Below are 12,691 nucleotides of genomic sequence, written 5' to 3' on the forward strand. Positions count from 1 at the left end.
CTATGAGAATTTCCAAAACTGAATTTGCCCGCCGCCGCAAAACTTTGATGGCGCACATGGAGCCCAACTCCATCGCCATAGTTCCCGCCGCGCCTGAGCGTCCGCGCAGCCGCGACACCGAATATCACTACCGTCAGGACAGCGACTTTTTATATCTGTCAGGTTTTGAAGAACCCAAAGCGGTGCTGGTGTTAATCCCTGGCCGCGAACATGGCGAATATGTTTTGTTTGTGCGCGAGCGCAACCGCGAACGCGAAATTTGGGACGGTTATCGCGCTGGCCCCGAAGGTGCGTGCAGTGAATTTGAAGCCGACGATGCATTTCCTATCGACGATATCGATGAAATTTTACCGGGCTTGCTTGAGGGCAAACAGCGCGTTTATTACTCCATGGGTAAAGACAGCGAATTCGATAAACATGTGATGGACTGGGTCAACACCATCCGCGCCAAAGTGCGCTCAGGTGCAACCCCACCCGGCGAGTTTTTGGATTTAAGTCATTTTTTAAATGATATGCGTTTATTTAAAAGCGCCGCTGAATTGCGTGTGATGAAAGAAGCCGGCGAAATTTCTGCGCGCGCTCATGTGCGCGCCATGAAAGCGAGTAAAGCGGGCGTGATGGAATACCAACTCGAAGCCGAAATCCTGCATGAATTCCAAATGAGCGGCGCGCGTTTTCCCGCGTATAACACGATTGTTGGCGGCGGAAAAAATGGCTGCATTTTGCATTACATCGAAAATTCTGCGCCGCTCAAAAATGGTGATCTGGTGTTGATCGATGCGGGATGCGAACTGGATTATTACGCCGCTGACATCACCCGCACCTTTCCCGTCAGCGGAAAATTTTCTCCTGAACAAAAAGCCCTCTACGAAATTTGTTTGCAAGCCCAGCTCGAAGCCATCGCTGAATGTAAGCCAGGTAAGCATTGGAATGATCCTCACGAAGCCACAGTGCGCGTCATCACTGAAGGTTTGGTAAAAATTGGTTTGCTTGAAGGTGACGTAAGCGAATTAATTAAAAGTGAAGCTTACAAAGAATTTTATATGCATCGCGCCGGTCACTGGCTGGGAATGGACGTGCACGATGTCGGCGATTATAAAGTCGGTGGTGAATGGCGTGTGCTCGAACCGGGTATGGTGATGACTGTTGAACCGGGTATTTATGTTGCTCCCGACAATGAGCGCGTCGCCAAAAAATGGCGCGGCATTGGCATCCGCATCGAAGACGATGTGGTTATCACCAAAGACGGCAACGAAGTGCTTACTAAAGACGTACCAAAAACTGTTGTGGAAATCGAAGCCTTGATGGCAGGGACTTATGCGGGCGCTTGATAGTAATGCAGATTTTTATCAAGTAAATACATGGAGAGCTGCTCCCTGGTTAGTTGATGCATTTTGTATCGGCGGATTAGTCATTTCGGCACTAATTGCATTACTTTGGAATTATCAAGGCCTACCCATGCAGTATTGGGATGAAAGCCGCAATGCAAATAACGCGTTGGAAATGGCGCTCGGCTCCGGTTGGCTTGTGCCAACCTACGAAGGCGTTCCTGATCATTGGAATACCAAACCGCCGCTACTAATTTGGCTGATTGCCGGCTTAATGAAACTGGATTTGCCGCCCTTATTGGCTTTGCGCCTGCCCTCCGCATTGGCCGCCGCTGCAACTCTGATTATGGTTTGGGCCGCTGTACGTTTTGGTTTACGCGATAGATTGGCTGCGCTAATCGCTGCAGCGCTCTTGCTAAGCTCCAAGGGTTACACGGGCATTCACGGTGCTCACACAGGTGACTTTGATACACTTCTCGCGTTATTTACGACAGGGTATGTGCTGAGCGTTTGGCAAGCGTTGGCACAATCAGGGCGACAAAAAATAGTCTGGATGTTGAGCACGGGAATTTTTCTGGTATTGGCGGTGATGACCAAAGGTCCAGCAGGCTTTTTTGGTGTAGTAGGCCTGTGTTTATTTTTACTCCTAACTGGTCAGGTGCTAAATGTTATTAATGATTGGCGCTGGTGGTTAGTAGCAATATTTTCCTGCTTAATTTGCGCAAGTTATTACATCGTTCGTGAAAGCTACGATGCAGGTTATTTGCAGGCAGTGTGGATGAATGAGCTGGGTGGCCGCTACAGCGAAACGAATGAATCACACTACAAAGGTACCTGGTTTTATCTGCGTGAACTGCTTAAGCAGTGGGTACCCGGGTGCTTGTTTTTATTGTTACTTGGTTATTCACTGTTGGGCGCGGATGTCGCGCGCAAACGTCTTGCGCAGATAACCTTTTTATCGGGCGCAGGAATTTTAATTCTACTTACCACCGCCAAAACGCAGCTTCATTGGTATCTAATTCCGGTGATTCCTTTACTGTGCATAGCTGCCGCTATCGCTTTGGTTGACGCTATAAAAAAAGGTATGCAAGTTCCTATTAATTACTGGCGAGCATTTCTTGTTATGTTTATTGCTTTACCTGTGATTATTTCTGTTTTTAGGAATGCAATAAGTTTGCCCGCAAAATCAAAAGATAAAACCCATATCAGTCAATACGGTATTCTATTTAATCATTTGCACACCGCTGGGCGAATGTCCAATCGCATAATTGTTCTCGATGACGGGGCGGACAATACAGCAGGCTTCACTGACTACAATCCGGAACTCAAGTTCTATGCTCAGCTTGAAAAACAAAAGGGAATTGATGTTCAGGTTGCCAGACTCGCTGATGCCAATTTGGTAAATGGGCTAGTCGCAACCTGTGATTATAAAAATATGGTAACAGTGCGCCAGTTAATTACCGCGCCTTTAGTTGAGAGCGCTGTGTGTGTGGCAGGTTATAAGGATCGGCAATGAACGTTGTAATCCAAAAAGATACTTTTGATATCGTCATTATTGGAGGCGGCATGGTGGGCGCTAGTCTCGCCAGTTTGCTTTCTGCCAGTCAACCACAATTGCGTATTGCGTTGATTGAAGCGCAGGCGTTCGCGCGTGCGGATGAAATGCATTTCCAACCGAGTTTTGACGCGCGCTCGACAGCGCTCGCATACGGCACTGTTGCGATTTTGCGCGAGTTGGGTTTGTGGGATTTATTGCAGCAACACATAACGCCTATTGCGCAAGTGCATGTATCTGATCGTGGGCATTTTCTGGGCGGTGTGATCGATGCAAAAGAAAATAATCTCGATGCTGTAGGTTATGTGGTTGAAAATGCCTGGTTGGGAAAGGTTCTGCTCGAACATGTACAAGCACAACATAATATTCAATGTTTTGCTTCATCTACAGTAACTGCGTTAACCCCACAACAAGATTGTGCATTGTTGAATGTTAAAACTAACGCGCAAGAATTCTTAATAAAAACATCACTTGCTGTGATCGCCGATGGTGGCGATTCACCCTTGCGTAAATCGCTCGGCATAGGTACGCAAGTGCGCGCTTATGGTCAAACCGCTATCATTACCAATGTCGAATTTTCCGAGCCACATCATGGCGTTGCTTACGAGCGTTTTACAGCCGATGGCCCAGTTGCGCTTTTGCCCTTAGGTGAATCCAATAGTGCACAGCAATCTGCATTAGTTTGGACTTTACCTGCGGCGCAAGCCGATCAAATTCTGGCACTAAATGATGCCGATTTTCTTATACAGTTGCAGGAGCGATTTGGTTTTCGTGTGGGGCGGTTTAATCGTGTTGCCAAACGTTTTTCCTATCCATTGCAGCTGGTGTTGGCTGAAGAGCAAATTCGTTCGCATTTGGTGTTGCTCGGCAACGCTGCACATTTTTTACATCCGGTGGCGGGGCAGGGGTTTAATCTCGCGTTGCGCGATTGCGTCTGTTTGGTAGAAACCCTGCGCGAGGCAATTGCGGAAAAGAAATCACCCGGCGATTTGACGGTATTGCAATCCTATCTCCACAAGCAATCGCTTGATCAGCAAATTACGATTGAATTTAGCGATAAATTAGTGCGGCTGTTTTCCAGCGATCAGTTGCCTCTGATCGCCATGCGTCATCTAGGCTTATTAAGCCTCGAATCTATTCCTCTCATTAAAAACCAATTTATCGCGCAGACCATGGGTACTGCTGGTCGCCAATTTCGTTGGAAGTTGGATGAAGTGAATTCTGCATCAGTCGGCGATGAAGAAATTATTGATTCTTGCTTGCGCGGGAGTGACGACGAGTCGGCAAATAATTCAGAGTTTGATGTAATTATTGTCGGTGCCGGTTTGGTTGGTGCGTCGCTCGCCTGTACGATTGCACAAACTGATGCAGCTCAGAACTTGCGTATTGCCGTAATCGAAGCTGGCAGTGATGTACAACATTTTAGCGGCGATCATTTTGATCCGCGTGTAGTTGCACTTACGCATGCATCGCAAAAATTATTAGCAGATATCGGCTGCTGGGATGACATAGTCGCGCAACGTGTCTGTGCCTATCGCGAAATGAAAGTCTGGGACGGTGAAGGCACCGCTGCGATTGAGTTTGATTGTGCCGAGGTACATCAAAGCCATCTCGGGCATATCATCGAAAACTCGGTGATCGTCAATCAATTGCGTGTGCGTATGGCGCAGCATAACAATATTTTCCTGATCCAACCGGTTGCCGTTGCGCAAGTTATTCCTGCACAAGCCGAGTTTCCTCGCGTGCGTGTGCAATTATCCAACGGTAACGAAATTACAGCTCCGCTATTAATTGCCGCCGATGGAGCGCAATCTAAAGTACGCGAACTTACAGAATTTTCTACGCGCGAGTGGGAGTATGGCCAGCAGGCGATTATCACTACGGTACGCACTGAGCGGCCGCACGAATTTACCGCGTGGCAACGCTTTATGCACACCGGGCCGCTGGCATTTTTACCGCTGCAACATAATGGCGATGCACATAGTTGTTCGATCGTCTGGTCAGCAGAAGATGATTTGGCCTCAGAATTAATAGCGTTGAATGATGAAGATTTCTGTGCGCGTTTAACCTCCGCATTTGAGGCGCGCCTTGGTCGCGTTATCGCTTGCGATAAACGCTATGCAATCCCTTTGCGCCAGCGTCATGCTACTAGTTATATCCAGCCCGGTATCGCATTGGTTGGCGATGCGGCACACAACATTCATCCGCTCGCAGGGCAGGGTGTCAATTTAGGTTTGCTCGACGTGATCGCGCTTGCGCAAGAAATCGAACGAGCCCTCACGCGCGCTATTCCGCTTGCGGACTATTCAATCCTGCGCCGTTACCAGCGCCAGCGTCTCGCCAGTAATCTGGGCATGATGTCGGCAATGGAGGGCTTCAAGCGTTTGTTTGGCAATCGCACTCTGGCCGTAAATTGGTTGCGCAATACTGGCATGCGCCAACTAAACTCTGTATCAGCAATTAAAAAAATCATTATCAATACTGCACTGGGTGTTTCTTGAGTCGGCGCTAGAGGTGAGTCTATGGATGTAGAGGCGATACTGTCAGTCACGCCCTTTGATTGGCATGCGATTGGAACCTCGCTGTTGTGCGGGAGCATTATCGGTATTGAGCGCCAGTTACGCGGCAAGCCGGTGGGAATCCGCACCTCTTCCCTGATCACGCTAGGCACTTATATTTTTATCGCGGCATCGCTGTATGTTTCGGCCCACATGGCGGGTCCGGAAAAAGTGGTCACAGATCCCTCGCGCATTATCGGGCAGGTAATTACCGGTATTGGCTTTCTCGGTGCAGGGGTAATGCTGGCGCGCGATGGTTTTGTGCTGGGCGTTACATCGGCGGCTACCATCTGGATGTTGGCGTCTATTGGCGTTGTAATTGCGATAGGCTACAACATGGTGGCGATCAAATTATCACTGGTGGTTATTCTGGTGCTCGTGGGGGTAGACTTTCTTGAGGACTACTCGCAGGCATTTACGCGCGGCGTACATAAAAAATATCAGGACTGGCGCGGTAAAGGTAAATCCAGTTCAGATTAGTTGGTGTAGAAAAGTAACATTTTTAAAGAAGTATTTATGTCAAAACTACTGATTGTTGCAAACGTATTAAATAGCCTCCTATTAATTATTTTAGTTGCATCCATTGCCGGTTTTATTTCATTTCTTAATATCTACGGATTATTTTTAGCCTGCGTCACTGCAACAATTGCCTGGGGCGTTTTTAAACAGCAGCGCTGGGGATATTTTGCGGCGGCTGCCTGGGCGCTGGCATGTTATCAATTAGCAAAGCAAGGTTACGAATTTCAAAGCATTAAGCGCCACGTGATGATTCTTGGGTTTACTTTAATTCCGCTTGCACTGTTTTTGCACGAAACCTTGGGTAAAGCGACTGCAAAATCTGCACAAAATAATGGCAAGCAAAGCGATGACAGCCGAAAAATGCCCGATTAATTGTGTGCCTCTTACACAGCATTACAAAAAGTGTCGATAATCACTAATTTCATAGATAACTGCTTGACTCGATAAGGCTTAGTGTTTTAATTTTGAACTGCTACAGATTGAGATCCGCCCCAAGACTAGACTTTTGTAAGACAACCGCTTGCTGAAGACACTTGGACGTACCACGACCTGAGCAATAGCTTTATTTCAAGCTATTTCACTCTGGCTTTTAGTAAAGTCGGTTTTTTTGTTCGGTCAGCTACGCTGACGTTTTAGATGCAAGATGAGGAAGCTATGTCAGATCTAGTCTCTGGTGTTGTTAAATGGTTCAACGATGACAAGGGTTATGGTTTTATTGAGCGTGAAGGTGGTGCAGATGTATTTGTACACTTCCGTGCAATCAACGGCAATGGCCGTAAAACCTTGAAAGAAGGTCAGAAAGTGACTTTCGAAGTAACCCAAGGTCAAAAGGGTCCGCAAGCAGAAAACGTAACTCCACTCTAAGTTGAGTGAGTTCCGAAAAGGGTGATTGAGCAATCAATCGCCCTTTGCTGTTTTAGGGGCTTGTTGTCTTCTCATTCGCTATTCTCTTCCACTCTTTATGAGCGTTGGGTTTTTGTTGCCCTCGCTGTTGGCTTTTCCTCCATGTTTGATCTGCAATCCATTATTTGGCTCACCTGCATAGCGATTTTTATTTATTACTGGCGCGGTGCGCTGCTCGTTAAAGATCGCGCTTATCATGCAGCGCAAAAGCGCTGCGAAGAAATGCAAGTGCAGTTGCTGGATGAAAACGTCTATCTGCGGCGCCTGTGGTTCAAACGCAATGAACTGGGAAAGTTATCGCTCTGGCGCGCATTTTATTTTGAGTTCACGGTGTCAGGTGCAGATCGCTATTTTGGTCGCGTGATTATGCTTGGCTCTCGCATTACCCAGGTCGAACTCGACCCGCATCGCGTTCACTGATTTTCAACTCCGGATTGCACATGACAGAAAAGTTCCCCAGAGAAAAAGTCGGTGGATGGAAAACAAAAACCTCGTCAATTGTTTACGAAAATCCCTGGCTAAAAGTTTCCCACGAAGAAGTCATAACCCCTAAAGGTACCGATGGTATCTACGGTGTTGTGCATTTTAAAAATACCGCAATCGGTGTAGTGCCAATTGATGATGAGGGCAATACCTGGCTGGTAAAACAAAGCCGCTATACCCTCAATCAATTTACCTGGGAAATTCCGGAAGGCGGCTGTCCGCAAGGCGAAAGCCCGTTACATGCTGCGCAGCGTGAACTGGAAGAAGAGGTTGGCCTGCAGGCCCATAATTGGCAGCAGTTAATGACCATGCATTTATCCAATTCAGTCACTGATGAATTTTGTGTAGTGTTTGTTGCGCGGGATTTATTTCCCGGGCAACAACAGCTTGAGGTCACTGAAGATATTGAAGTTAAAAAGTTGCCGCTTATTGATGCCATTGAAATGGTAAAGCGCGGTGAGATTACCGATGGTATTTCTGTTGCCGCTTTGTTGCGTGTTGCCTTGGGTTAGTCGCCCACCTCCACAGGCTAAAAGGATAAACAGCTATTGGAGTCGATTAAGGCGAGCTACACTTTTTTACAGATTGGTAATCCAGCTCTGTTTAGAGTTAATAGTCATGCCTGTGTGTACCAGGGTTTAATTGATAAAGGAAATCTCAATGAAAGTTATCCCGTTTATAACATCAATAATATTGTTGGCAACTGCCGCGCAGTTAAGCGCGAATACCTGTGAAAAAAACTTCGTTGCCGAAGGTGATCCTCGCAACGGTGCCGAGTTCTCAACGTCCACTACCATTAACGATCTTGGTTCGGCTAGTGCGCTGGGACAGTTGCGCGCGATTGCGTTAGCAGATGGTTTTAATGTATTGGGTGAGGAATCAACTGGGTCCCAAGGTACCCTCACCATCGAACAGAAAAATGGGCGCCATCCATTTTTGATCTATCTCACAGCGGTTAACAAGGGTACAGCTGCGGATGTCAGCATTCGCACAAAACTGAATCGGCGCACCGTGGCAAAACCGGAAGATATTCGAGCCGGTATGTGTGGCATGGTGGCCAGAATTAAAACCGGAGCTGAAGGAGATGCTATAGCGGCCGCTGCGAGAGCGGCGATCGTACCAGAACCCATAGTTGAGATTCAGCCTCGCTGGTTAGCAAAAGATATTTACCGATTGTCAAAACGTAAAACCGCAGAAATGATCACCGCGCATTACAAGGGTAAACGTTATCTTTTGGATGGGACTATAGGTTCACCACTTGAAAACGAAGGCACCATTGAACTCTGGTATAAAGTTACCATTGACAGGAACGGCATCCTTCAAACGCTCGACGCGGATGAATCTACTTTCTGGCCGCCGATTGTTTGTCGTATGGCGCCAGAGGCTCGCGCCAGAGCAGCAAAATTACAGGAAGGTGAATTCGCCAAATTAACCGGCACGGTTTCCCATTATTGGCAGGGCAGTCCGAGTAAGCTGGTGTTGAAAGATTGCCGTTTTGAGTAAGCGGCGCACAGTGTTTGCCAGCACTTTATTGGCTTAGTCATTGCGGTTGGGTGAAAGTAGGCTTCGTAACCAATTCAGCCAACCGTTATTGCCCAGCATAAATTTATCCAGCTGATCCTGATTATAAAAATAATGCTCCGCATTGTTAAACAATAATTCTCGTTTGAGCATTCTGCGCTTGGGATTAATCGTTTTAATAATGCGCGCTGGATTACCTGCCGCTACTGAATTTGCAGGAATGTTTTTGGTCACTACCGATCCTGCCCCCACCACTGAGTTCTCGCCAATGGTTACGCCTTTGTTGACGATAACTCGCTCACCCAGCCATACATTATTTTCAATCACCACAGATTTGGTGCAGCGAAATGGGCGGATGCGGTTGTAAATGCCGTGCCAATCGCTATCGCTAATAGTGACATTGGCCGCGAACATACAGTTATCGCCAATACGAATTGATTTTGCAGCTGAGATGCGCACGCCCGGTGAAATCAAACAGTAATCGCCAATAACAATTTCCGCATCGGCTTGTTTACTTGGCCAACTGGTAAAGCGCACACAGTTATCGCTCGCGCAAATAATTTGCGCATATTTTCCCAAATGAATATTGCGGCCAAAAATGACCAGGCTGCGCGGGTGTGCAATTTCAGGAACGCTACCCAAGCTATCAAATTGCGGTGCAATAAAACGCTTCACATACCATTGGTTGATAATTTTATAGAGTCGTTTGACCGGGTAGGGTGTGCTGCTGCGGCGCATAAGGCGAATTCGCTTGTTAAATAGGTGAAGATGTTTGTTGCGAGTGCATGTCTGTTAGAATAAATGCAGTGATTATGAGCGAGAATAACAATGCTGCCAATTGATATAAATTCAGTAAAAGGTTTTTTGGATGGCGAAGAGGGTGCTGTTTTATACGAGCAGGCGCTCGCGGTAGCCGCACTCGGTCCCTGTTTGGAAATTGGCAGTTACTGTGGTAAATCCACTGTTTATCTCGGCAGTGCCTGCAAAAAAGCCAATAGTGTTTTATTTGCAGTTGATCATCATCGCGGCTCGGAAGAGCATCAATTGGGCGAGGAGTATCACGACCCTGCGCTCTATGATGCGCAATTTGGCAAAATGGATAGCTTCCGTGAATTTCGCCATACGCTTGCGCGTGCGCAGCTTGAAAATACGGTGGTGCCCATTGTTGCTCCATCACAACTAGCTGCGCGTTATTGGGCTACACCTTTAAGTATGGTGTTTATTGATGGTGGCCATAGTATGGAGGCTGCGTTAACCGATTACCGCGCTTGGGCGCCGCACGTAGTGCGTGGTGGGTGGCTCGCGATTCACGATGTATTTCCCAATCCCGCCGATGGCGGTCGTCCGCCGTTTGAAATTTGGAAGTTGGCTCAGGCTTCGGGTTTATTCGAGGCTATGCCGTTGATAAAAACCCTCGGCCTGTTGCGGCGCGTATAAAAAATTACACCGCTTACAAAACACGGCGAGTGTCATCATTTAATTACCCAAATAAACGCAAAGCCGCCGCGATAAGAGTGATCAGTCGACACCAGCGAGCTTTTATTAAAATCGGTTCCGCTGATATTGTCGTAGCGAATAAATAATGCAAGCCGGGTTTTAATCCCGCTGTGATTAAAGCTGCGGCTCAATGCCATTTGATTATTCCAACCGCTATAGCCTCCATCGGCATCAAAATAACGGCGCGCTTCAGTCACATACTCTTGTTTTACATTGTAGTAATAATCGTGATAGTCATCGCTCGCAAACATCACGCCTGCGCGATAAGTAAATGTCCAATCACTAAGCCGGGTGCGATAAACAAATTGCGGTTGAAAGGCGGAGCCGATATAACCTGATTCATCTGCATCTATGGCAAACACCGCTCGCCAAGGGATTTGTAAATGCCAGCCGTGTGAAAAATCAGCGCCTGTTAAATTGATATTAAACGATGGCCCAAGCTCCAGAGTGGAGCCTAATTCCGGCATATCTTCACGCAGTTCATTTTTGTCGGTATCGGGAGTAATGGCCGCACTGGCGCTAAAAGTAAATTCGTATTGATCGGTGCGTAAAAAATTTCCGCGAATACCCTCTCGATCCGAGCGAATTATTTTTCCGCGATAGACAACATAGGGGATCGGGCTGATAAAACTGCGGTACTCATCAGACCCACGATAATCAGGACCGGTGACAGCTCCTATGCCTAATCCAAGTTCCCATTTTTTATCGGTGTCATCCTGCGCATTGCTGATATTGCAAATACCGGTGAGCAGGATCGATGTAACGGCGAGCTTCAATAAGTAATGTAAATTCATAAAAAATGATCTAATCCAATAGTGCGCTTAGCCCTTATCGATGGGCGACTTGAAGGGATTTTACTGGTATTCTGCCGCCATTATCCACGTAATTACTTATCCCATAGAGATTCCTGTGACTACCACTGCTTTTTCATCTTTACCGCTCAGCGCCGATATGCTCGCCAACCTTGAATCACTCGGGTATAACGAGATGACACCCATTCAGGCAAAAAGTTTACCCCTGGTTTTGCAAGGACAAGATATTATTGCCCAGGCAAAAACCGGTAGCGGAAAAACTGCCGCTTTCGGTATTGCGCTGCTGGAAAAATTAAATGTGCGTTTTTTTGGTGTACAGGCGTTAGTGCTTTGCCCAACGCGTGAGCTTGCTGATCAAGTCGCAAAAGAAATTCGTCGCCTTGCACGCTTGACCCATAACGTAAAAGTGTTGACGCTTTGTGGTGGTGTTTCAATTGGGCCGCAAATTGGCTCGCTTGAACGTGGAGCGCACATTGTTGTCGGAACGCCGGGGCGTATTGTCGATCACATCGCTAAAGGCACATTAAAACTCGATAGCGTCAATCAGTTAGTTCTGGACGAAGCTGATCGTATGTTAGAGATGGGTTTTTCAGAAGATATCGATAAGGTATTAGAAGCCTGTAACACAGATCGCCAAACGTTATTATTTTCTGCTACCTATCCTGACGATATAAAAAAAATCAGCACGCGCTGCCAGCGCGATCCGCAAATGGTTAGTGTGGAATCTATCCACTCCGAAACCAATATCGAACAGCACTTTTATGAATTGCGTGCTGACGATGAAATCTATCCCGCCGTATTAACCGTGCTGGCGCATTTTCAACCGGAAACCTCCATCGCATTTTGCAATACCAAAATCGCTTGCGATGAATTGTTGGATTATTTGCGTGACCAGGGTGTGAATGCGTTGGCATTGCATGGTGACTTGGAACAAAAAGAGCGCGATCAGGTATTAGTGCGTTTTTCCAATAGAAGCTGTTCGGTATTGATTGCCACCGATGTTGCTGCACGCGGCATTGATATCAAAGGATTGGATGCAGTAATTAATGTGGATTTGGCACGCGACAGCGAAGTGCATGTGCATCGCATTGGCCGCACCGGTCGTGCTGGTGAATCTGGCTTGGCATTAAATTTGGTCGTGCAGAAAGAAGTGCATAAAATCAATCGCCTCGAAGATTATATGAAGCAGTCGATTGCTCTGGAGCCTCTGCCACAAGCCGATAAAAAATCTCTCCCTGTCCCCACCATGGTGACTTTGCATATTGATGGTGGCAAAAAAGATAAATTACGCCCTGGTGATATTATCGGTGCCTTAACCAAAGACGCAGGTTTACCCTTTGAAAAAATCGGTAAAATCGATATGTTTGATTTTTCTGCTTATGTGGCAGTGGATCACAGCATCGCGCGCGCAGCATTAAAACAGTTGTCGGATGGAAAGTTAAAAGGACGAAAGTTTCGCGCGCGAAAACTCTAGTAAGGCTTCAGATTTAGCTATCAGCGTACAGCACAAAAAAA

13 protein-coding genes are annotated in these 12,691 nt (G+C 47.0%); 11 read left to right on the top strand and 2 right to left on the bottom strand.

What is annotated here, in order from left to right:
- Positions 1 to 2 precede the first annotated feature (2 nt).
- From pepP to B4E62_RS16335, 9 genes are all read left to right on the top strand, one after another.
- A complete protein-coding gene (pepP, locus tag B4E62_RS16295; protein WP_310068092.1) occupies positions 3 to 1,331 on the top strand; it encodes a Xaa-Pro aminopeptidase in 1,329 nt (442 codons plus the stop codon).
- On the top strand, positions 1,318 to 2,844 hold the full coding sequence (locus tag B4E62_RS16300) for an ArnT family glycosyltransferase (RefSeq protein ID WP_331352784.1): 1,527 nt from the start codon (positions 1,318 to 1,320) through the stop codon (positions 2,842 to 2,844). The genes pepP and B4E62_RS16300 overlap by 14 nt, the downstream gene beginning before the upstream one ends.
- A complete protein-coding gene (gene ubiH / locus B4E62_RS16305) occupies positions 2,841 to 5,384 on the top strand; it encodes a 2-octaprenyl-6-methoxyphenyl hydroxylase (protein ID WP_331352785.1) in 2,544 nt (847 codons plus the stop codon). Before B4E62_RS16300 ends, ubiH begins: the two co-directional genes overlap by 4 nt.
- Positions 5,385 to 5,405: 21 nt before the next feature.
- Positions 5,406 to 5,921 carry an MgtC/SapB family protein gene (locus B4E62_RS16310; protein ID WP_310068086.1) on the top strand — a complete coding sequence of 172 codons (516 nt, stop codon included), beginning with the start codon at positions 5,406 to 5,408 and terminating at the stop codon, positions 5,919 to 5,921.
- Positions 5,922 to 5,957: 36 nt separating this feature from the next.
- Complete coding sequence (locus B4E62_RS16315) at positions 5,958 to 6,332, top strand: hypothetical protein (protein WP_331352786.1); 375 nt, start codon at positions 5,958 to 5,960, stop codon at positions 6,330 to 6,332.
- Between the two features lie 282 nt (positions 6,333 to 6,614).
- Positions 6,615 to 6,824, top strand: coding sequence for a cold-shock protein (locus B4E62_RS16320; RefSeq protein ID WP_039912329.1), 210 nt, complete (start codon positions 6,615 to 6,617; stop codon positions 6,822 to 6,824).
- Between the two features lie 141 nt (positions 6,825 to 6,965).
- Positions 6,966 to 7,283, top strand: coding sequence for a DUF3301 domain-containing protein (locus B4E62_RS16325; protein WP_310068080.1), 318 nt, complete (start codon positions 6,966 to 6,968; stop codon positions 7,281 to 7,283).
- 20 nt (positions 7,284 to 7,303) lie between these two features.
- Positions 7,304 to 7,858: an NUDIX hydrolase gene (locus tag B4E62_RS16330; protein WP_331352787.1), complete on the top strand. Its 555-nt coding sequence runs from the start codon at positions 7,304 to 7,306 to the stop codon at positions 7,856 to 7,858.
- Positions 7,859 to 8,006: 148 nt separating this feature from the next.
- Positions 8,007 to 8,849, top strand: coding sequence for a hypothetical protein (locus B4E62_RS16335; RefSeq protein WP_331352788.1), 843 nt, complete (start codon positions 8,007 to 8,009; stop codon positions 8,847 to 8,849).
- Positions 8,850 to 8,882: 33 nt separating this feature from the next.
- Here the strand turns inward: B4E62_RS16335 and B4E62_RS16340 are convergent, their stop codons facing one another.
- The gene (locus tag B4E62_RS16340; RefSeq protein WP_331352789.1) at positions 8,883 to 9,605 is read right to left on the bottom strand and encodes an acyltransferase; all 723 of its coding nucleotides are present in this window, start codon (positions 9,603 to 9,605) and stop codon (positions 8,883 to 8,885) included.
- A 90-nt stretch (positions 9,606 to 9,695) separates the two neighbouring features.
- Between B4E62_RS16340 and B4E62_RS16345 the strand changes: the two genes are divergently transcribed.
- Positions 9,696 to 10,304 (top strand): class I SAM-dependent methyltransferase, encoded by a 609-nt coding sequence (locus B4E62_RS16345; RefSeq protein WP_331352790.1) that lies wholly within the window; start codon positions 9,696 to 9,698, stop codon positions 10,302 to 10,304.
- 35 nt (positions 10,305 to 10,339) lie between these two features.
- On the opposite strand, the gene B4E62_RS16350 is transcribed toward B4E62_RS16345, so the two are convergent.
- Positions 10,340 to 11,158, bottom strand: coding sequence for a MipA/OmpV family protein (locus tag B4E62_RS16350; protein WP_331352791.1), 819 nt, complete (start codon positions 11,156 to 11,158; stop codon positions 10,340 to 10,342).
- Between the two features lie 115 nt (positions 11,159 to 11,273).
- Between B4E62_RS16350 and dbpA the strand changes: the two genes are divergently transcribed.
- On the top strand, positions 11,274 to 12,650 hold the full coding sequence (dbpA, locus tag B4E62_RS16355) for an ATP-dependent RNA helicase DbpA (RefSeq protein WP_331352792.1): 1,377 nt from the start codon (positions 11,274 to 11,276) through the stop codon (positions 12,648 to 12,650).
- The last annotated feature ends 41 nt before the right edge of the window (positions 12,651 to 12,691 follow it).

This window comes from Cellvibrio sp. UBA7671 (assembly GCA_002483145.1).
GTDB classification, from domain to species: domain Bacteria; phylum Pseudomonadota; class Gammaproteobacteria; order Pseudomonadales; family Cellvibrionaceae; genus Cellvibrio; species Cellvibrio fibrivorans.

Bases quoted from the DNA above. Each gene is read 5' to 3' on its own strand.
- B4E62_RS16345 (WP_331352790.1), top strand. From the start codon at position 9,696: ATGCTGCCAATTGATATAAATTCAGTAAAAGGTTTTTTGGATGGCGAA.
- B4E62_RS16315 (WP_331352786.1), top strand. From the start codon at position 5,958: ATGTCAAAACTACTGATTGTTGCAAACGTATTAAATAGCCTCCTATTA.
- B4E62_RS16310 (WP_310068086.1), top strand. From the start codon at position 5,406: ATGGATGTAGAGGCGATACTGTCAGTCACGCCCTTTGATTGGCATGCG.
- B4E62_RS16320 (WP_039912329.1), top strand. From the start codon at position 6,615: ATGTCAGATCTAGTCTCTGGTGTTGTTAAATGGTTCAACGATGACAAG.
- B4E62_RS16325 (WP_310068080.1), top strand. From the start codon at position 6,966: ATGTTTGATCTGCAATCCATTATTTGGCTCACCTGCATAGCGATTTTT.
- ubiH (WP_331352785.1), top strand. From the start codon at position 2,841: ATGAACGTTGTAATCCAAAAAGATACTTTTGATATCGTCATTATTGGA.
- pepP (WP_310068092.1), top strand. From the start codon at position 3: ATGAGAATTTCCAAAACTGAATTTGCCCGCCGCCGCAAAACTTTGATG.
- B4E62_RS16330 (WP_331352787.1), top strand. From the start codon at position 7,304: ATGACAGAAAAGTTCCCCAGAGAAAAAGTCGGTGGATGGAAAACAAAA.
- B4E62_RS16340 (WP_331352789.1), bottom strand. From the start codon at position 9,605: ATGCGCCGCAGCAGCACACCCTACCCGGTCAAACGACTCTATAAAATT.
- B4E62_RS16335 (WP_331352788.1), top strand. From the start codon at position 8,007: ATGAAAGTTATCCCGTTTATAACATCAATAATATTGTTGGCAACTGCC.
- B4E62_RS16300 (WP_331352784.1), top strand. From the start codon at position 1,318: ATGCGGGCGCTTGATAGTAATGCAGATTTTTATCAAGTAAATACATGG.
- B4E62_RS16350 (WP_331352791.1), bottom strand. From the start codon at position 11,158: ATGAATTTACATTACTTATTGAAGCTCGCCGTTACATCGATCCTGCTC.